The following is an 18,681-nucleotide window of genomic DNA, read 5'->3' on the forward strand; positions in this document are numbered from 1 at the left end:
AGCGAGGGCCGCCCGGACCACGTAGGCTCGTGCCGAACGGCAAAAACCCGCGGCGAGCCCGCGGCGACAGCGGCGACAGGAGCTGAACGTGATCCCCGGTGGTGGCCAGCCCAACATGCAGCAGCTGCTCCAGCAGGCCCAGAAGATGCAGCAGGACCTCGCCCAGGCCCAGGAGGAACTGGCGAGGACCGAGGTCGACGGGCAGGCGGGCGGCGGCCTGGTGAAGGCCACCGTCACCGGCTCCGGCGAGCTGCGCGGCCTCGTGATCGACCCCAAGGCGGTGGACCCGGAGGACACCGAGACCCTCGCCGACCTGGTCGTCGCCGCCGTCCAGGCGGCCAACGAGAACGCGCAGGCCCTCCAGCAGCAGAAGCTCGGCCCCCTCGCCCAGGGCCTGGGCGGCGGCAGCGGCATCCCCGGCCTGCCCTTCTGAGCCTGCCGCGCCCGCCCGCCTTTCTCAGAGCGGGCAAAGCCCTCTACCGTACGTAGTGCAGGTATCTCAGGAAGGACGGCAGTCCGTTGTACGAAGGCGTGGTCCAGGACCTCATCGACGAACTGGGGCGGCTGCCCGGCGTCGGTCCCAAGAGCGCGCAGCGGATCGCCTTCCACATCCTCCAGGCGGAACCGACCGACGTACGGCGGCTCGCCCAGGCCCTCATGGAAGTGAAGGCCAAGGTCCGCTTCTGCGCGACCTGCGGGAACGTCGCGCAGGAGGAGCAGTGCAACATCTGTCGTGACACGCGTCGCGACCCGTCCGTCATCTGCGTGGTGGAGGAGCCGAAGGACGTCGTCGCCATCGAGCGCACCCGCGAGTTCCGCGGGCGCTACCACGTGCTCGGCGGCGCGATCAGCCCGATCGACGGAGTCGGCCCCGACGACCTCCGTATCCGTGAACTGCTGGCCCGCCTCGCGGACGGCACCGTCACGGAACTGATCCTGGCCACGGACCCGAATCTGGAGGGCGAGGCCACGGCCACGTACCTCGCCCGCATGATCAAGCCCATGGGCCTCAAGGTCACCCGCCTGGCCAGCGGCCTCCCTGTGGGCGGCGACCTGGAATACGCGGACGAGGTGACCCTCGGCCGCGCCTTCGAGGGGAGACGACTCCTAGATGTCTGACGCCACGCTGCACGCGACGAACCAGAACCCCGACGACTTCGCCGTCCAGATCGCCGACCAGATCGAGAGCTTCCTGGTCGCCGTCACCGAGGTCGCCAAGGGCGACGAACCGGACTCGGCGGTCCCCTTCCTCCTCCTGGAGGTCTCCCAGCTGATGCTGGCCGGCGGCCGTCTCGGCGCCCACGAGGACATCGTCCCCGACGAGCGCTACGAGCCCGACCCGGGCCCGGAACTCGACGTGGACGAACTCCGCGAGAACCTCGCCCGCCTCCTGGAACCGATCGACGTCTACTCCGAGGTCTTCGACCCGTACGAACCGCGCAAGGCCCCGGTCCCGGCCCGCATCTCCGACGATCTCACCGACGTCATCACCGACCTCCGCCACGGCATGGTCCACTACAAGGCGGGCCGCACCACCGAGGCCCTGTGGTGGTGGCAGTTCTCCTACTTCTCCAACTGGGGTTCCACGGCCTCCGCGACCCTGCGGGCGCTGCAGTCCGTGGTGGCGCACGTGAGGCTGAACCAGCCCCTGGAGGAACTGGACGGCCTCGACACCGACCAGGACCTCGGCGACGACGCCCTGGAGCGGGAGGCCGGCCGGGTCATGGTGGAGGAGATCGCCGGCCCCCTGGGCCTGCGTCCGGTCAAGTGACGGCACCGGGCAGCGCCCTCGCGTCGACGTAGGACGCCGCGGGCGGTCACACGCCGGCCGGCGCGAGGCTCGCTCGGCACCCGCGCCCACCGGCCCCCGAACCACCCTCCTCGCGGGTCGCCCCGCGCCCGACTTCGGCTTTTACACAGCGCACCGGGCCTTGTGAACGTGTGACTCACCGCACTTTCCCGAGTGACCCGCGTCCGCCTGGGCATGAGCCAGCCTGAGCGAGTACCCGGGTCTCATCATGCGATACCGCAGTGGCGGAATCCGGACGCTCGGTAAAATGAGCCGACCGCAGTACATATATGTACGTGCGGAAAGAGACGGACTGAGCGAGGAGCGCACGTGGGCCTTGTCGTGCAGAAGTACGGAGGCTCCTCCGTAGCCGATGCCGAGGGCATCAAGCGCGTCGCCAAGCGGATCGTGGAAGCGAAGAAGAACGGCAACCAGGTGGTCGCCGTCGTTTCCGCGATGGGCGACACGACGGACGAGCTGATCGATCTCGCCGAGCAGGTATCCCCGATCCCTGCCGGGCGCGAACTCGACATGCTGCTGACCGCCGGGGAGCGTATCTCCATGGCGCTGCTGGCCATGGCGATCAAAAACCTGGGTCACGAGGCCCAGTCGTTCACCGGCAGCCAGGCCGGAGTCATCACCGACTCGGTCCACAACAAGGCCCGGATCATCGACGTGACGCCGGGACGCATCCGCACCTCGGTGGACGAGGGCAACGTCGCCATCGTGGCCGGCTTCCAGGGCGTCAGCCAGGACAGCAAGGACATCACCACGCTGGGCCGGGGCGGGTCCGACACCACGGCCGTCGCCCTCGCCGCCGCGCTCGACGCGGACGTCTGTGAGATCTACACCGACGTCGACGGCGTGTTCACCGCCGACCCGCGCGTGGTGAAGAAGGCGAAGAAGATCGACTGGATCTCCTTCGAGGACATGCTGGAGCTCGCGGCCTCCGGCTCCAAGGTGCTGCTCCACCGCTGTGTGGAGTACGCCCGCCGGTACGACATCCCGATCCACGTCCGGTCCAGCTTCAGTGGACTCCAGGGCACGTGGGTCAGCAGCGAGCCGATCAAGCAAGGGGAAAAGCAGGTGGAGCAGGCCCTCATCTCCGGTGTCGCGCACGACACCTCGGAGGCCAAGGTCACGGTCGTCGGTGTGCCGGACAAGCCGGGCGAGGCGGCCGCGATCTTCCGCGCGATCGCAGACGCCCAGGTCAACATCGACATGGTCGTGCAGAACGTGTCCGCGGCCTCCACCGGCCTGACGGACATCTCCTTCACCCTGCCGAAGACCGAGGGCCGCAAGGCCATCGACGCGCTGGAGAAGAGCCGGGCCGGCATCGGCTTCGACTCGCTGCGCTACGACGACCAGATCGGCAAGATCTCGCTGGTCGGCGCCGGCATGAAGAGCAATCCGGGCGTCACCGCCGACTTCTTCACCGCGCTGTCCGACGCCGGGGTGAACATCGAGCTCATCTCGACCTCCGAAATCCGCATCTCGGTCGTCACCCGCAAGGACGACGTGAACGAGGCCGTCCGCGCCGTGCACACCGCCTTCGGGCTCGACTCCGACAGCGACGAGGCCGTCGTCTACGGGGGCACCGGGCGCTGATGTCCGCCATCCAAGGCGCCGGGCGCACCGGGCGGCCCACCCTGGCCGTCGTCGGAGCGACCGGCGCCGTCGGCACGGTCATGCTCCAGATCCTGTCCCAGCACGCGGACGTCTGGGGCGACATCCGACTGATCGCCTCACCGCGCTCCGCCGGCCGCAAGCTGACCGTGCGCGGTGAGGAGGTCGAGGTCGTCGCGCTCACCGAGGAGGCCTTCGACGGGGTCGACGTCGCCATGTTCGACGTGCCCGACGAGGTCTCCGCCCAGTGGGCGCCCGTCGCCGCCGCCAAGGGCGTGGTGGTGGTCGACAACTCCGGCGCGTTCCGCATGGACCCGGACGTGCCGCTCGTCGTGCCCGAGGTCAACCCGCACGCGGTGCGGATGCGGCCGCGCGGGATCATCGCCAATCCCAACTGCACGACGCTGTCCATGATCGTGGCGATGGGCGCGCTGCACGCCGAGTTCGGGCTGCGCGAGCTGGTCGTCTCGTCCTACCAGGCGGTGAGCGGGGCGGGGCGGGACGGCGTCGAGACGCTGCGCCGGCAACTGTCCCTGGTCGCCGGTACCGAGCTGGGGACCCACCCCGGTGACGTGCGGCGGGCCGTCGGCGACGACACCGGGCCGTTCCCGGAGCCGGTCGCGCTGAACGTCGTACCGTGGGCCGGGTCGCTGCGCGAGGACGGCTGGTCCTCGGAGGAGATGAAGGTACGGGACGAGTCCCGCAAGATCCTCGGGCTGCCGCACCTGCCGGTGGCGGTCACGTGCGTACGGGTCCCCGTGGTCACCACGCACTCCCTGACGGTGCACGCCCGCTTCGAGGGCGAGGTCACGGTGGACCGGGCCCGGGAGATCCTGGCCACCGCGCCCGGCGTCGTCCTCTTCGACAACCCGGCCGCGGGCGAGTTCCCCACCCCCGCCGACGTGGTCGGCACCGACCCGACCTGGGTCGGGCGGGTGCGCCGCGCGCTGGACGACCCGACGGCGCTCGAACTCTTCGTCTGCGGGGACAACCTGCGCAAGGGCGCCGCGCTGAACACCGCGCAGATCGCGGAAGTGGTGGCGGCCGAGTTCCGCTGACCGGGACCGGCCGCGGTCCTCCGGGACGACCGGAACGAAAAGCCCTGGCCGCCGCCGTGGGGTTGCTTTGTAGGATTCATGGACGAGATGTGATCCGGAAGTTGGTCCGGACTACTTGTACCCGGCACCCGTGGCATCAGAGGATTTCCTCCCCGCCCTCCGCAACCGTGCGGAGGGCGGGGAGCGTCTTTGCGGTCACCCATTCAGGGCGCGGAGACGCGTGAGTCGGCGTGGGGACGCCGAGGACGGGCGTGGGGACGCTCGTTCACATGGGACATAAGGGAAGAGCGGGACGATGAGTGCCTATGACGCACCGTCAGTCGGACGGCAGTCCGACAGACACGGGAACGTGACGCCCGGCGCGTACAACCCTCATGGGGGTGGGCGTGTCCAACTGGCGTGGCAGAGGTTCTCGATTTTCCCGCGGCAACGCGTGGCCCCGCCGTGCGGCCACCCGTCCGGTCCGTCCGTCCCCGTGTGGTCGGCGCGACCGGCGGCATGCCGGTGATCGCGCCCATGCCCGCAGCGCGGCCGGCCCGCATATCGAACCAGCGCGACGGCGCGGAGGACGTGGTGGCGGCGGGTACCACCGTCGACCACCTCACCGAGACGTACCGGGCGCACTACCGGTCGCTGCTCGGCCTCGCCGCCCTCCTCCTCGACGACACCGCCTCCTGCGAGGACGTCGTCCAGGAGGCCTTCATCCGCGTCCACTCGGCGCGCAAACGCGTCCGCGACCCGGAGAAGACCCTGGCGTACCTGCGTCAGACGGTCGTCAACCTCTCCCGTTCGGCGCTGCGCCGCCGCATCCTCGGGCTCAAGCTGCTCTCCAAGCCCATGCCGGACATGGCGAGCGCGGAGGAGGGCGCCTACGACCAGCTGGAGCGGGACTCGCTGATCAAGGCGATGAAGGGGCTGCAGCGCCGCCAGCGCGAGGTCCTGGTCCTGCGGTACTTCGCCGACATGACCGAAGCGCAGGTCGCCGAGACGCTCGGCATATCCCTCGGCTCGGTGAAGGCGTACGGTTCGCGGGGCATCGCGGCGCTCAGGGTGGCCATGGAGGCACCGGTATGAGCGACGGCAAGGAACCTCGGCGCGACGCCCGCGACGAGTCCGGAACCCCGGACGAGTCCGGCACCCGGGAGGGCGCCGAGCGGGCTGAGTCGGCCGAGCGGGCCGGGCCGGCCGAGCGGGCTGAGTCGGTTGGTCGGGCTGAGTCGGCTGGTCGGGCTGAGTCGACCGGTCGGGCTGAGTCGGCTGGTCGGGCTGAGTCGACCGGTCGGGCTGAGTCGGCTGGTCGAGCTGCCGGGATCGGTCCGGCGGTCGGGATCGGTCCGGCGGTCGGGACAGGTCCGGCGGAGGGCAAGGGTCCGGCGGGGATCGGTCCGGCGGAAGGGATTGGTCCGGTCGAGAAGAACCGTCCGGTCGAGGAGATCGGCCCGGTCGAGGAGACCGGTCCGGTCGCGGTGAGAGGTCCGGTGGGGACGAGCGGTCCGGCCGGGCTGTACGGGACAGAGCAACCGAAGCACACGCACGCAGGGAACGGAACTGTGAACCACGGCCCCGCCGACCAGGGCCCCGACACCCGAGGGCCCGACGGGCTCGGCTCCGACGAGCTGGCCCTGCGCAGGATGCTGCACCACGCCGTCCAGGACGTGGAGCCGAGCGACGGCACCCTGGAACACCTGCGCCGCGCGGTACCCGCCCGGCGGGCCCGCAAGCGCCAGGCCGTCGTCGGCGTGGCCGCGGCCGTCCTCTTCGTCGGCACGGCGATCCCGGCCCTGGTGCACGTCTCCAACACCACCGGTCCCGGCGCCGATCCGTCCGTCGCCGGCCACGCCTCCCAGGCGCAGGGCGGTGCCTCCCAGGGCAAGGACCCGGCCGGCGGCCAGAGCGGCATCGCCGGTTCCGCGGGCACGGCCGAGGACAAGGACAAGGCCGACCCCAAGGAGACGCCCCGGGACGAGGAGAGCGGCGCCGCGACGGGCTCGGCGCCCGGCGCCGACCCCTCCGCCAGTACCGCCGTCGAGGTCCCCGCGTGTACGGCCGCGCAGCTCGGACCGGCCGTCGCGAGCAGTGCCGCGCCCGACTCCACGGGTGTGGTCTACGGCTCCTTCCGCGTCACCAACGTCTCCTCCGACGGCTGCACCGTCGTCGGTCCCGGCAGCGTGGTCGCCACCCCGCAGGGCGCGGCGGAGGCCACCAGGATCGGCACCGCACGGCACGCGGCCGGGGACGCGGCGGCCGGACTGCCCGACCCGTCCCTGGAGGCCGCCTCGCTGGCCCTGGCGCCCGGCTCCGCCTACGAGGTGCAGTTCGCCTGGGTGCCCTCGGAGACCTGCCCCGCCCCCGGTGACACCACCGGCGGCGGCACCGGAGGCCCCTCGCCCGACCCCACGCCCACCGAGGACCCGACCGCCGCGGGCGGCACCTCCACGGGCGGCGGCGACACCGGCACCACCACCCAGCTGGTCACCGAGGACGGCCCGGCCGGTGGGAGCGTGTCGGTCACCTACACCCCGGAGGGCGGCGCGGGCTCGGCGACGGCCACGGTGTCCGACGCGTGCGCGGGGACCGTGTACTGGACGGGTGTGCTGGCGGGTACGGCGTAGGGCGCGCGGTGCGCGCGTGCGGGCCCGCGGCGGCGCCGCGGTGCGGGCACGCGCGCCACGGGTCCGGCGTCAGACGCCGGACGGCTGCGGTTCCCGCTCGTCCTCCGGGGCCAGGCCCAGTTCCGCGTCCCGGGCCAGTTCGACCTCGCGGCGCAGCAGCCGGAACCACATGAAGATCACGAAGCCCACGAAGGCGAACCACTCGGCGGTGTAGCCGAGGTTCTGGAACGCCTTCAGGTCCAGGCCCGTGTTCTGCGGCGCGCTCACGGGCACGGTCCGCATCCCGGAGTCGCCCTCGTTGAGCGTGACCCACGCGTCGTACACGTCGTACGGCACCAGGTTCAGCAGCGTGGCCGCGCTGATCGCCCCGGTCTGTCCCGCGGGCCATCCGGAGCGGCCGCTGACGCCGTTGCTGCCGGGCGACTCGGCGGCCTGGAGCGCACCGGTGACGGTGACCTCGCCGGTGGGCGGGGCGGGGGCCTTCGCCGGGTCGGGGGTGCCGGGCAGCCAGCCGCGTACCACCGGCAGCGCCTCACCGGTGTCGGTGCGCAGCAGCGTGAGGACGTAGTAACCGTCCCGGTCGTCCAGCTTCCGCTCCGGGACGAGCAGCTGTGCGTCGTACCGGCCGGTCACGGTGGTCTGCTCGCCGACCGTCGACTTGTCCACGGGCAGCAGCTCCGCGAGCGGGCGGGCCGCCTCCCGGCCGGCCGACTCGTGCCGCGTGGTCGCGGTCTCGTGGTCCTGCACCCGGTCCTCGAACCGGCCCAGCTGCCACGAACCCATGAAGATGCAGAAGGGGATGGCCAGGACGACGAAGACGTTGATCCCCCACCAGCGGGGCGTCAGCAGAAACCGGTACACGCCCTCCACGGTACGGGGCGCGGCCCGGCGGCCCGCTCTCGGGGCTGTGGAAAAGCGCGCGGCCCGACTGCGGGCGGGCGGAGTTTTCCACAGGCTGGGGATCTGATCTGCGCGTTGTCCCCCGGTGGAGGCAGTATGGGGCCATGACTGAGAGCAACGGGTCCGTGTCGTCGGACCAGCGGTGGGGACAGGACGGCCGACGCGGCGAGGAGATGCCCGACTGGGAGAAGCGGTTCCGGGCGCCGCGGGTGTCGCTGCCCGACTGGGCCGAGGACGCACCGGACCGCTCCCTGTTCGTGTCGAACGCCACGGGGACGTACGAGCTGTACGCCTGGGACCGGGCGACCGGCGAGCAGCGCCAGGTCACGGACCGGCCCAACGGCACGACGGACGGCGTGCTCTCGCCGGACGGCGCCTGGATCTGGTGGTTCGACGACAAGGACGGCGACGAGTTCGGCGTCTGGCGCCGCCAGCCCTTCGCGGGCGGCGAGGACGAGCTCGCGGTGCCGGGCCTCGACCCCTCCTACCCTGCGGGCCTGGCCCTCGGCCGGGACGGGCGCACGGCGGTGATCGGCCGCTCGACCGACGAGGAGGGCACGACGATCCACCTGGCGCACACGGACGGGGCCCCGGTGGAGATCTACCGGCACCGCGAGTCCGCGGGCGTCGGCGACCTCTCCCACGACGGCACACTGATCGCCGTCGAGCACACCGAGCACGGCGACGCCATGCACGCGGCGCTGCGTGTCCTGCGCCCCGACGGCACGACGGTCGCGGAGCTGGACGACACCGAGGGCGGCCAGGAGGAGCTGGGCCTGGAGGTCCTCGGCTTCGCCCCGGTCGACGGCGACACCCGCCTGCTCATCGGCCACCAGCGCCGGGGCCGCTGGGAGCCCCTGGTGTGGGACGTGGCGACGGGCGAGCAGACCGACCTCGCCCTGGAGCTGCCCGGCGACGTCAGCGCCGAGTGGTACCCGGACGGCAGCGGCCTGCTGATCGTGCACGGCTTCGAGGCCCGCAGCGAGCTGTTCCGCTACGACCTCGCCGAGCGCGAGCTGGTGGAGATCGACACCCCGGCCGGCACCGTCTCCGGGGCGACGGCCCGCCCGGACGGCAGCGTGGAGTACCTGTGGTCCTCGGCCGCCGAACCGTCGGCGGTGCGCTCGACGACCGGCCGGGTCGTCCTGGACCCGCCCGGCATGAAGTCGCCGCGCTCGGTCCCGGTGGAGGACGTGTGGGTGGACGGCCCCGGCGGCCGTATCCACGCCCTGGTCCAGAAGCCCGCGGGCGCCACCGGCCCGCTCCCGACGGTCTTCGACATCCACGGCGGCCCGACCTGGCACGACAGCGACGCCTTCGCCGCCGGACCCGCGGCCTGGGTCGACCACGGCTACGCGGTGGTCCGCGTCAACTACCGCGGCTCCACCGGGTACGGCCGCGCCTGGACCGACGCCCTCAAGCACCGGGTCGGTCTCATCGAGCTGGAGGACATCGCGGCGGTGCGCGAGTGGGCGGTCGCCTCCGGTCTCGCGGACCCCGAGCGGCTGATCCTCACCGGCGGCTCCTGGGGCGGATACCTCACGCTGCTCGGCATCGGCGTCCAGCCCGAGGCGTGGACGCTGGGCATCGCCGCGGTCCCGGTCGCCGACTACGTCACCGCGTACCACGACGAGATGGAGGCGCTGAAGGCCCTCGACCGCACCCTCCTCGGCGGCACCCCGGAAGAGGTTCCCGACCGCTTCGAGGCGTCCTCCCCGCTGACCTACGTCGACGAGGTCAAGGCCCCGGTGTACATCTCCGCGGGCGTCAACGACCCGCGCTGCCCGATCCGCCAGGTCGAGAACTACGTCGACCGCCTGGCGGCGAGGGGCGCGGTCCACGAGGTGTACCGCTACGACGCGGGGCACGGGTCACTGGTGGTGGACGAGCGGATCAAGCAGGTCCGGCTGGAGCTGGACTTCGCGGCACGACACATGCCGACGGCTTCGTAGCGGTAGCCGGGTCCGGCCCCGGACCTGGACCTGGCCCCGGACCTGGACCTGGCCCCGGCCCCGGACCCGGACCTGGCCCGGACCCGGCCCGGAGCCGGAGCCGGTCCGGAGCTGAAGACGCAGCCGGCCCCGGCCCCGGACCCGGAGCCGGTCCGGACCCGGAAACGGGCGGCGGGCGGGCGGGGGCGATGGGCGCACCTACCCGTCCGTCCGGCGCCGTGCCCGCCGTCCCAGCAGCTCCGCCAGCCCTCGCCGGGTGGCCGCCAGCACCACCCGGTCCTCACCGCGCAGGACGTACGTGTCGGGCAGCTCCCACACCAACCGGGACTCGCGCACCCCCTCGGCGTCGGCGTCCTCGTCCCGCGTCCCGTCGGAGACCTCCAGCGCGAGCACCCGCCACGCCCCCGCCCGGAAGGCCTCGCCGACCGTCCTCCCCTCCAGTTCCGGATGCCCGGCCACCTCCACGGCCGCGAACAGCAGCACCCGCCGCTCGACGGGGATCGCGCCCAGGATCTGGCGGCCCATCATCGCCCCGGCGAAGGCGGGCGCGCACAGGTGCGTCACACTGCGGCTCCGGGTGAGCGCGCCCGGGTGCGCGGCGCGCAGGGTCCGGTAGACGGCGGTCGCGAAGTCGTCGTCGTACAGGCGCAGCACCACCCGCAGTCCGGACCGTACGGAGCGGGCGTACAGCACCGCTTCCAGGTTGGTGGTGTCCACGCTGGTCAGAGCGAGCAGCGAGTGCGCCCGGTGGATCTTGGCGGCCTCCAGGACGCCCTCCTGGGTGACGTCCCCGAGCACGACCGGCACCCGCAGCCGCCGTGCGGTCGCCATGCCGCGTGCCTCGGGATCGGCCTCGACGCACACCACCGGGATGTCCATCTCCCGCAGCCGGGTCAGCACGCGCGTGCCGATCTTGCCGAGACCGAGCAGGACGACGTGCCCGCCGAGTCCGCGCGGCGGCTTGCGCAGCGTCGACGCGTTGCGGAAGGTGCCGAGCGCCTCCAGGACGGCCGCCAGCAGCACGGGCAGCAGGAGCAGCCCGACGAAGCCGGAGAGCAGTTGCAGGATCTGCCGCCCGGAGTCCCTGTTGTGGGCGGGCTCGTTGATGGCGAACAGATCCAGCAGCGTCACGTAGGTGGCGTGCAGCGGGTGGTCCCCGGTGACCAGCATGAGGGCCACGGCGAGGGCGACCACACAGGCCCCCAGGCCCGCCAGCGACCACCGCAGGCGCCGTGAGAACAGCTCGCCGAAGGGCGGCACACCGGCCCGGGCGGCGGGCAGCGGCGGGCCGGAGTACGACACCTGCTCCAGGGCGACCGTGCCGCGCCCGGTGGCCGCCGCCACGGCCGCCGCGTCGGGCAGCAGCTGCGGCCCCTCGTCGCTGCCCTCCGAACCGTCCGTACCGGCCGGGTCGTTGCTCGTCGCGGACAGCAGCGCGAGCGTGCACAGACCGGGGTCGGCCACCTCGCCGGGGCGCGGCGGCTGCCGTTCCACCGCGCGCAGCAGCAGCCCGTCCGTCTCCAGCACCTTGCTGGTGCCGACGAGCGCGGTCGCGGCCAGCGCGGGCGCGGCCGTGTCGGCGTCGGACAGCACGGTCGTGGACGTACCGGCGCCGTCCAGCCCCGGGTCCCGCGCGTCACCGATCGCCAGCGCGGTGCTCTGGTCGAGGAGTTCCTCGATGTGCCGCCCGAGCCGCCGGTTGTACAGGCGCAGGACCAGGCGCAGCCGGGGGTTGAGCCGACGGGCGGTCAGGGCGGCGCGGATGTTGGTCTCGTCGTCGTCGTACACCAGGGCCAGCGCGGCGGCCCGGTCCACGCCGGCCTCCGCGAGCACGTCCTCGGTCGGCTCGGCGGCCTCCAGTTCGGCCGCGCGGCCGGCGCCGTTCGGCTCGGCGCCACCGCCCGAGCGGCTGACGGCCGCGTTGACCATGCCCAGCAGCGCCGCGGAGGCCGCGCGGGCCCGCCCGGCCACCGGCTGGGAAGCCCGGTTTCCGGAGGGCGGCACGACGAGTGTGACCTGTTCGCGGTAAACGCCGCGCAGTTCGGCGGCGAGCCGGTGCGCCAGCCCGTCGTCCCCGCACACCACCATGTGCGCGTATCCGTCACCGTGCGGAACCTGGTTCGGCACGCTCCCCGTTCGAGTCCCCATTGAGAAGAGGACAGTACCGGCGGGAGGTCCGGTTCCCGGGTCCGGCGGGCTGCTTCCGGCCAGACGGAGACCGGCATCAAAGACGCGTAAAGATTGCCGGAACACGGCAATGACGGGTCCCTCGCCCCCGTGTGACGATTCGTTTCACCGGAGCTCAGCGACGGGCGGGAGGGGGACGGCACGCATGGCCTGGTTTCTCGGGCTGGGTATCACGGGGGTCGTGCTGCTCGCCCTGTCGCTGATCTTCGACGGACTGCTGGAAGGCGCGTTCGACGGAGCGCTGGACGGCGTCCTGGAGGGGTGGCTGTCGCTGCCGGTCGTCGCCGGGTTCGTGGCGATGACCGGCTTCGCCGGCGCCCTCGCCCTCGGCACCGGGGGGACCGGCCCGGCGGGCGCCGCCGGGGTCGGCGCGGTCGCCGGGATGGGGGCCGCCTGGCTGACGTACCGCTTCAGCCGTGCGCTGATGCACGACCGGACCGCCGCCACCCCCCGCGCGGACGACCTTCTCGGCACGTCCGGAAGGGTCGTGACCGCCATTCCCGTGGACGGTTTCGGCGAGGTGCTGCTCCGGCTCGCCGGTCAGCCGCTGAAGTGCGCGGCGCGCAGCGCCCAGCCGGTGGCGCGGGGCACCGAGGTGTGGGTCGAGGCCGTGCCGACGGGGACGTCGGTCGTCGTCCGCCCGGTGGACCGCTGAGTTTCCCTTTCCGTTCTCTGTGTTCTCTGTGTTCTCTGTGATTCGGGGGCGTTGCCATGAGTCCTGTCGTCATCGCGGTGCTGGGAGTCGTCGTACTCGCGGTGCTGCTCGCGCTGGTGGTGGTCAGCCGCTACAAGGTGGCCGGCCCGAGCGAGGCGTTCATCGTCACGGGACGGCGCGGCAAGAAGTCCACCGATCCGGAGACGGGCCGCGTCTTCACCGACAACAGCGGCCAGAAGGTCGTCGTCGGCGGCGGTGTGTTCGTCGTGCCGTTCGTGCAGCAGCGGTTCACGCTCGACCTCTCCTCGCGGCACATCCCGGTCGCCGTGCGCGGCGCGGTGACGCTGCGCGGGGTGAAGGCCAACCTGGAGGGTGTCGCGATCGTCAAGGTCGGTGGCACCGAGGACGCGATCCGTGCCGCCGCGCAGCGGTTCCTGATGCAGCAGGACGGCATCGTCGGCTTCACCCAGGAGGTGCTGTCCGGCGCGCTGCGCGCGATCGTCGGGCGGATGTCCGTGGAGGACGTCATCCGGGACCGGGCCGCTTTCGCCGGGCAGGTCGCCGAGGAGGCGGAGGCGAGCCTGTCCGGGCAGGGCCTGGTGCTGGACGCCTTCCAGATCCAGGACATCACCACCGAGGGCTCCTACCTGGAGGACCTCGGCCGCCCCGAGGCGGCCCGCGCCAAGCAGGAGGCCGACATCGCCGAGGCCGTGGCCCGGCGGGCCGCCGAGCAGGCGCGGCTGAAGGCGGAGGAGGAGATCGCGGTCGCGCAGCGGACCCTCTATCTCAAGCAGGCCGAGATCAAGGCGGAGACCGACCAGGCGGCGGCCCGCGCCAACGCCTCCGGCCCCCTCGCCGAGGCGGCCCGGCAGCAGGACATCCTCGCCGAGCACGAGAAGGTCGCCGAGCGGCAGGCGGCGCTGAAGGACCGCCAGCTCGACACCGAGGTCCGCAAGCCGGCCGACGCGCAGCGCTACGCGGCCGAGCAGGAGTCGGAGGCCCGCCGGGTGGCGCGGGTCAAGCAGGCGGAGGCCGAGCGGGCGGCGGAGATCGCCGCGGCCCAGGCGGAGGCCGAGCGGGCCCGGCTGACCGGTGAGGGCGAGAAGCAGCGGCGTGGCGCGCTGGCCGAGGCGGAGGCCATCGAGGGCCTCAAGCAGGGTGAGGCCGAGCGTTCCCGGCGCGCGGCGATCGCCGAGGCCGTACGGCTGGAGGGCGAGGCGGAGGCCGCCGCGATCGGCGCCAAGGGGTCGGCGGAGGCCGAGGCGATGCGGCAGAAGGCCGACGCCTTCGGGCAGTACGGCGAGGCGGCCGTGCTCCAGATGCTGGTCGAGGTGCTGCCGCAGGTGGTGGCCAAGGCGTCCGAGCCACTCGCGGCCGTGGACAAGATGACGGTCATCTCGACGGACGGCGCGAGCCGGCTGTCGCGCACGGTCGCCGACAACGTGGCGCAGGGCGTGGAACTGCTCAACTCGACCACGGGTGTCGACCTGGCGTCCCTGCTGAGGAACATCACGGCGAAGGACGGCGCCGGCACGGACGGCGCGCCCGCGACGGACCGCGACGAACACCTCGATCGTCAGGGCCGCCACGAACACCTCGGCCGCCGGGACCGTCCGGACCCGCGCAACGGCAAGGTGGAGATCACGGGCTGACCTCGGCCGCGGCCTCGCCCGGCACGGCCCGCTCAGATCTCCTGGGCGGGCCAGTTCAGCAGCCGGGCCCCGATGACCGCGGTCTGCAGGGTGTAGCGGTGCACGGGGTCGGCGGGGTTGGCGCCGGTCAGCTGGTGGATGCGGTCCAGCCGGTAGGTGAGGGCCCGCACGCTGAGCTTCAGCCGCCGGGCGGCCTCGGCCGAGGTACAGCCGGCGTCGAAGTACGCCTCCAGCGTCCGCAGCAGCGGCCCGGCGCCGCCGCGGGCGCCGCGCAGCGGTCCCAGCACGCTCAGCACCAGGTCGGCCATGGCCTGCCGGTCACGGGTGAGCACCGGGTAGACGAGCAGGTCGGCGGCGCGCAGCACGGGCTCGTCGAGCTCCAGCCGCTCGGCGAGTTCGAGGGTGCTCAGGGCCTCCTCGTAGCTGTGCACCACGCCGCCCGCGCCGGACCGGGGGCGCCCGATCGCCACCCGGCTGCCCTCCGTGGCGGCGTACGCCTGCTTGGCGAAGAAGGCGAGGACCTCGTCCTGGTCACCGGGCGCGATGCAGATCAGCTGCCCGTTCTTGGTGGTGATCAGGACGCGCCGGTCGCCGAAACGGGAGATGAGCGCGGTCTCCACGAGCCGGGTCACCGGCGCGGTGTCGTCGTAGGCCTCCGGGCCCTCGGCCACCGCGACGGCGTGGGCGCGGGAGAGGACCAGGCCGAAGCGCACGGCGCGTTCGGCGAGCCGGCCCAGGTCGCTGCGTCCGTAGAGCAGGTCGTCGATGAACTCCCGCCGCGCGGCCTCCTCCTGCCGTACGGCGAGGCGCTGGGCGCGCTCGTACCCCTCGGCGAAGGCGTCGACGGCCTGGGCGACGGCGGCGAGCACGCCGTCCGCGGTGCCGGAGCCCGCCGCGCCGGGCCACGAGGCGCGCGTGGCGTCCAGGTGCAGCCGTACGAGACTGCGCAGGCTGCGCCCGGCCTCCGCGGCCCGCTCACCGAGGTGCCGGCGTTCCTGCAGCTCGTCGCGGGTCAGTCGGCGTCCCGTCGCCGCGACGCCCGCGAGGATCTCGGCGTACCCGGACAGGTACGGCTCCCGCGGCCCGTGTGTCTGCCCGTGCGTCTCCCGCTGCTCCGCCACCCCACGCCTCCCCTGCCGGTCGCGCCCGGTCGGCGGGGTCCGGCAACGCGAGGTTAGCCAGCGCTGCCGGAAACCGGAAACGCCGGCGCGGGCCCGGGGACCCCCGGAAGGGCCCGGCCGGACGCGTCACCGGCCGGGGCGGGCCGATGTCACGGCCTCTGGTACGGCTGCTGCTGCGGCTGCCCGTACGCCTGGCCGGCCTGGCCGCTCACGGCCTGCGTCTGGAGGTGCTCCGCCTGCTCCTTGGTCACCCGCTGCTCGGCGCCGCAGAAGGTGCACTGCGTCAGGTACTTCGTGGAGAACGGGAACAGCGGCACGAAGAACAGCGTGAACTTCGTGACGCGCTTCCTGAGCGTGTGCGCGGAAGGGTTGCCGCACCCGCCGCACACCAGCGTCAGTATCGCGAGCTGGTAGAGGTATCCCTTGGTGCCGAAGATGATCACTGGGTGGTCCTTCCCGGGTCGGTGCCCCCGAGCGCGCGGGGCACGCAGATCTTCTCCCAGATTGCGCCCGGGCGGGCCCCGGAAGCCACCCGCGACCGACACCGGCCGGTGGTCAGCCCGCGTCCACGCCCCCGGTCTCCCAGCGCAGCAGGTCGCCCGGCTGGCACTCGAGCACGTCGCACAGGGCGGCGAGCGTCGTGAAACGCACCGCCTTGGCGCGGCCGTTCTTGAGCACCGCCAGGTTGGCGGGGGTGATGCCGACGCGCTCCGCGAGGTCGCCCACGGACATCTTGCGCTTCGCCAGCATCACGTCGATGTCGACGACGATCGGCATCAGATCACCTCTGCCAGCTCGGCCCGCATCCGCGCCGCCTCGATGTCCCGCGCGACGGCCTGGGCCAGCAGCATCCGCAGGACCAGCACGACCAGCGCGACGCCCAGCACCGCCACCGCGACCCCGCCCAGCATGAGGACGATGCCGGGCGCGACGGCCTCGCCGGGCGCCAGGACGACCCCGAGGGTGAGGACCAGGAGCGCGGCCGCGACGAAGGCGCCGATCACGACGTGGACGTACCGGAAGGCGTGGAGGGAGAACACGGTGCCGCGCCGCACCATGGTCACCAGCCGCCAGACGCAGACCAGCACGGTCTCGGCGGCCAGCGCTCCCAGCACGACGATCACGAAGACCGGCGTGCGTACGTCCGCCAGGGCGGCGTCCGGGTCACCGGTCCCGGCCGCCAGCAGCCAGAGCAGCACCACCTGAATGAACACCGAGCCCGCCAGCAGCACTCCGATGACGCCGCGCAGTGCGAGGACCGTCAGCTGTCCCATCACCCCTCCTTCACTCGATCAACGATGGAAATCTATCGAAAATCGATAGGTGTGGCAAGGCCGGGGCACCGCCGGCGGGTGTCACCCGTGGCATCCGGCCCCCTCGGGGACCCGGCAGGCACGGAGAGCACCAGCGATCGAAAGCGGTCGGTCATGGCTGGGGCTTCGAGCCGATCCCCGTGCGACTTCCTGCACTACGCGCCGTTCGGCGGCTCGTTCCACTGCGCGACCCTCGACGTACGGCGCCCGGGGCACGCTGGAGTCGTACACCGACTGAGGGGGCGCGGGGCGGGCGCGTCGCCCGCGGGGGGACGGCCCCGCGCGCAGCCGACGGGCGGCGAGGCGGCGAGGCGGCATCCCGCCCCGGATGGCGGGAACCAGAAGACTGCTCCCGCCATCAGGAGGACCGATGCTCTCGACCGCCCAACTCGCCTACAAGGGCCTCGGCATGATGCCGACGTGGTTCATCGTGGTGATCGCGGTGCTGGCCGCCGTCGGCATCGTCCTGGCCTACCGACGAGGACGCTGACGCCGCCCCCGCCCTGGGCCGAGGAGTGGATCAGCGCAGGCCGGCGAAGAGATCGTTCTCGGGCACGTCCTCGCCGGTGGTGTCCTGTACACGTACGAACGTCTCCACGCCCATCAACTCGCCGAACCTCTCCTGGCCCATCTTGAGGAAGAAGATGTTCTCGCCCTGACTGGCGTGCGCGGCCAGCGCGTCGAACTTCTGGCCGCTGAAGGCGGAGGTGTCCACCCACGTGGTGATCTCTTCGTCGGGGAGGCCGATCTCGGCCATCGCGGCGGCCTCGGCAGGATCCGGCTCCGGCATGTCCGGATGGAACTCGCGCATGATCTCCCCGAACCGCTGCATCCCGGAGCGGGGCATCGTGGTCCAGTACACCTTCGGTGTCAGCTCGGTCATCTCCAGCGCCGCCATCGTGATGCGGTGGGCCTGGATGTGGTCGGGGTGGCCGTAGAAGCCGTTCTCGTCGTAGGTGACGACCACATCAGGTCGGTAGTGCCGCATGAGTTCCGCGAGTCGGGCCGCGCCTTCCTCCACGGGGGTCTGCCAGAAGGATCCGGGGGCGTCGTTGCTCGGCCAGCCCATCATCCCGGAGTCGGCATAGTCCAGCATCTCCAGATCGCTGACCTTCAGGACGTCACAGCTCGCCTTGAGTTCTTGACGTCGCATCAACGCGACGGCCGCCGGATCGTGCCCGGGATCGCCTGGCTTGACGCCCCCCGGCCCGTCACCGCAACCGCCGTCGGTACAGGTCACGAGAACCGTGCGGATGCCTTCCGCCGCGTACCGCGCGAGGACCCCTCCGGTTCCGGTGGCCTCGTCGTCGGGGTGGGCGTGCACCGCCATGAGCGTCAAGGGCCGGTCAGTCATCAAGCAGTCCTCCTGCGGAAGTACCTCTTGGTCCGAGTGCGCGGCGGGCGTGCCGCGCTCCCGGGGCCCGGTTCCTGTCGGGCGGATGACCTTGTGCTCTCCGAGTCCCCCGCCCGAGCGGCCTCGGTCCCTCGGTCGATGCAACAGTGTCGGCCGGACTCGCTGTTCCCGGCGCGGCTGCACGAGCATCCCCCCGTGACCGAGGAGGTCCGCCGGAAACGGATCCGGCCCGGGAACCGGCAGTCACGCCGATGGACACGCAGACGAAAACAGGTCCCCCTGCCTACTCACATGAGTAGGCAGGGGGACCTGGTGTTTCTCTGTCGGGGTGGCGGGATTTGAACCCACGACCTCTTCGTCCCGAATGAGGTTCGGGTGGGATCGACACCGGGTGGTTTGCTGTTTTGCCTGGTCAGGGTGTTGGGGTGGGGCGGTGTCGGGTGGTCTGGAAGGGGCTTGGGG

The 18,681-nt window shown here is 72.4% G+C and carries 17 protein-coding genes and 1 pseudogene; 11 read left to right on the forward strand and 7 right to left on the reverse strand.

From position 1 onward, the window contains the following. The first annotated feature begins 88 nt into the window (after nt 1-88). The 7 genes from SAM23877_RS19000 (at nt 89) to SAM23877_RS41310 (ending at nt 7,085) form a co-directional block, all read left to right on the forward strand. Entirely contained in the window at nt 89-433 is a 345-nt protein-coding gene (locus tag SAM23877_RS19000; RefSeq protein ID WP_079030300.1) for a YbaB/EbfC family nucleoid-associated protein, read from the forward strand. 86 nt (nt 434-519) lie between these two features. Then, entirely contained in the window at nt 520-1,119 is a 600-nt protein-coding gene (recR, locus tag SAM23877_RS19005; RefSeq protein WP_007451877.1) for a recombination mediator RecR, read from the forward strand. Next, complete coding sequence (locus SAM23877_RS19010; RefSeq protein ID WP_053134525.1) at nt 1,112-1,771, forward strand: DUF5063 domain-containing protein; 660 nt, start codon at nt 1,112-1,114, stop codon at nt 1,769-1,771. The genes recR and SAM23877_RS19010 overlap by 8 nt, the downstream gene beginning before the upstream one ends. A 348-nt stretch (nt 1,772-2,119) precedes the next feature. Next, nucleotides 2,120-3,397, forward strand: coding sequence for an aspartate kinase (locus SAM23877_RS19015; RefSeq protein WP_053134529.1), 1,278 nt, complete (start codon nt 2,120-2,122; stop codon nt 3,395-3,397). Then, on the forward strand, nt 3,397-4,473 hold the full coding sequence (locus SAM23877_RS19020; protein ID WP_053134538.1) for an aspartate-semialdehyde dehydrogenase: 1,077 nt from the start codon (nt 3,397-3,399) through the stop codon (nt 4,471-4,473). The genes SAM23877_RS19015 and SAM23877_RS19020 overlap by 1 nt, the downstream gene beginning before the upstream one ends. Before the next feature lie 498 nt (nt 4,474-4,971). Then, nucleotides 4,972-5,547, forward strand: a complete 576-nt coding sequence (locus SAM23877_RS19025) for a SigE family RNA polymerase sigma factor (RefSeq protein ID WP_053142636.1) — start codon at nt 4,972-4,974, stop codon at nt 5,545-5,547. Nucleotides 5,548-6,023: 476 nt separating this feature from the next. After that, the gene (locus SAM23877_RS41310) at nt 6,024-7,085 is read left to right on the forward strand and encodes a hypothetical protein (RefSeq protein WP_053134541.1); all 1,062 of its coding nucleotides are present in this window, start codon (nt 6,024-6,026) and stop codon (nt 7,083-7,085) included. 69 nt (nt 7,086-7,154) lie between these two features. Here SAM23877_RS41310 and SAM23877_RS19035 read toward each other — a convergent pair whose 3' ends face one another. Next, complete coding sequence (locus SAM23877_RS19035; protein ID WP_280518072.1) at nt 7,155-7,946, reverse strand: SURF1 family protein; 792 nt, start codon at nt 7,944-7,946, stop codon at nt 7,155-7,157. A gap of 143 nt (nt 7,947-8,089) precedes the next feature. Here SAM23877_RS19035 and SAM23877_RS19040 point away from each other — a divergent pair, with 143 nt between their 5' ends. Beyond that, nucleotides 8,090-9,937: a S9 family peptidase gene (locus tag SAM23877_RS19040; RefSeq protein ID WP_053134548.1), complete on the forward strand. Its 1,848-nt coding sequence runs from the start codon at nt 8,090-8,092 to the stop codon at nt 9,935-9,937. 198 nt (nt 9,938-10,135) lie between these two features. Here SAM23877_RS19040 and SAM23877_RS19045 read toward each other — a convergent pair whose 3' ends face one another. Beyond that, a complete protein-coding gene (locus SAM23877_RS19045; RefSeq protein ID WP_053134551.1) occupies nt 10,136-12,025 on the reverse strand; it encodes an NAD-binding protein in 1,890 nt (629 codons plus the stop codon). Nucleotides 12,026-12,269: 244 nt separating this feature from the next. Here SAM23877_RS19045 and SAM23877_RS19050 point away from each other — a divergent pair, with 244 nt between their 5' ends. Together SAM23877_RS19050 and SAM23877_RS19055 are read left to right on the forward strand one after the other, a co-directional pair. After that, complete coding sequence (locus SAM23877_RS19050; protein ID WP_053134554.1) at nt 12,270-12,779, forward strand: NfeD family protein; 510 nt, start codon at nt 12,270-12,272, stop codon at nt 12,777-12,779. Nucleotides 12,780-12,835: 56 nt separating this feature from the next. After that, nucleotides 12,836-14,431: a flotillin family protein gene (locus SAM23877_RS19055; protein ID WP_079030301.1), complete on the forward strand. Its 1,596-nt coding sequence runs from the start codon at nt 12,836-12,838 to the stop codon at nt 14,429-14,431. 32 nt (nt 14,432-14,463) lie between these two features. Here the strand turns inward: SAM23877_RS19055 and SAM23877_RS19060 are convergent, their stop codons facing one another. The 4 genes from SAM23877_RS19060 to SAM23877_RS19075 all read right to left on the reverse strand — a co-directional run bounded on the left by SAM23877_RS19060 (nt 14,464) and on the right by SAM23877_RS19075 (nt 16,826). Continuing rightward, entirely contained in the window at nt 14,464-15,552 is a 1,089-nt protein-coding gene (locus tag SAM23877_RS19060; RefSeq protein WP_053134557.1) for a PucR family transcriptional regulator, read from the reverse strand. Between the two features lie 149 nt (nt 15,553-15,701). After that, the gene (locus SAM23877_RS19065) at nt 15,702-15,995 is read right to left on the reverse strand and encodes a zinc-ribbon domain-containing protein (protein ID WP_053134560.1); all 294 of its coding nucleotides are present in this window, start codon (nt 15,993-15,995) and stop codon (nt 15,702-15,704) included. Between the two features lie 112 nt (nt 15,996-16,107). Continuing rightward, on the reverse strand, nt 16,108-16,329 hold the full coding sequence (locus tag SAM23877_RS19070) for a helix-turn-helix domain-containing protein (RefSeq protein ID WP_053134563.1): 222 nt from the start codon (nt 16,327-16,329) through the stop codon (nt 16,108-16,110). Further along, complete coding sequence (locus SAM23877_RS19075; RefSeq protein WP_053134566.1) at nt 16,329-16,826, reverse strand: DUF2975 domain-containing protein; 498 nt, start codon at nt 16,824-16,826, stop codon at nt 16,329-16,331. Before SAM23877_RS19075 ends, SAM23877_RS19070 begins: the two co-directional genes overlap by 1 nt. A 158-nt stretch (nt 16,827-16,984) precedes the next feature. Between SAM23877_RS19075 and SAM23877_RS41315 the strand changes: the two are divergent. Further along, a pseudogene (locus tag SAM23877_RS41315) lies at nt 16,985-17,103 on the forward strand (amidinotransferase); the annotation flags it as partial. Between the two features lie 282 nt (nt 17,104-17,385). On the opposite strand, the gene SAM23877_RS19080 reads toward SAM23877_RS41315, so the two are convergent. After that, nucleotides 17,386-18,219 carry a PIG-L family deacetylase gene (locus tag SAM23877_RS19080; RefSeq protein WP_053134570.1) on the reverse strand — a complete coding sequence of 278 codons (834 nt, stop codon included), beginning with the start codon at nt 18,217-18,219 and terminating at the stop codon, nt 17,386-17,388. Nucleotides 18,220-18,681: the final 462 nt, after the last annotated feature.

Origin of the sequence: Streptomyces ambofaciens ATCC 23877, assembly GCF_001267885.1 — a bacterium.
Classification (GTDB): Bacteria; Actinomycetota; Actinomycetes; order Streptomycetales; family Streptomycetaceae; genus Streptomyces; species Streptomyces ambofaciens.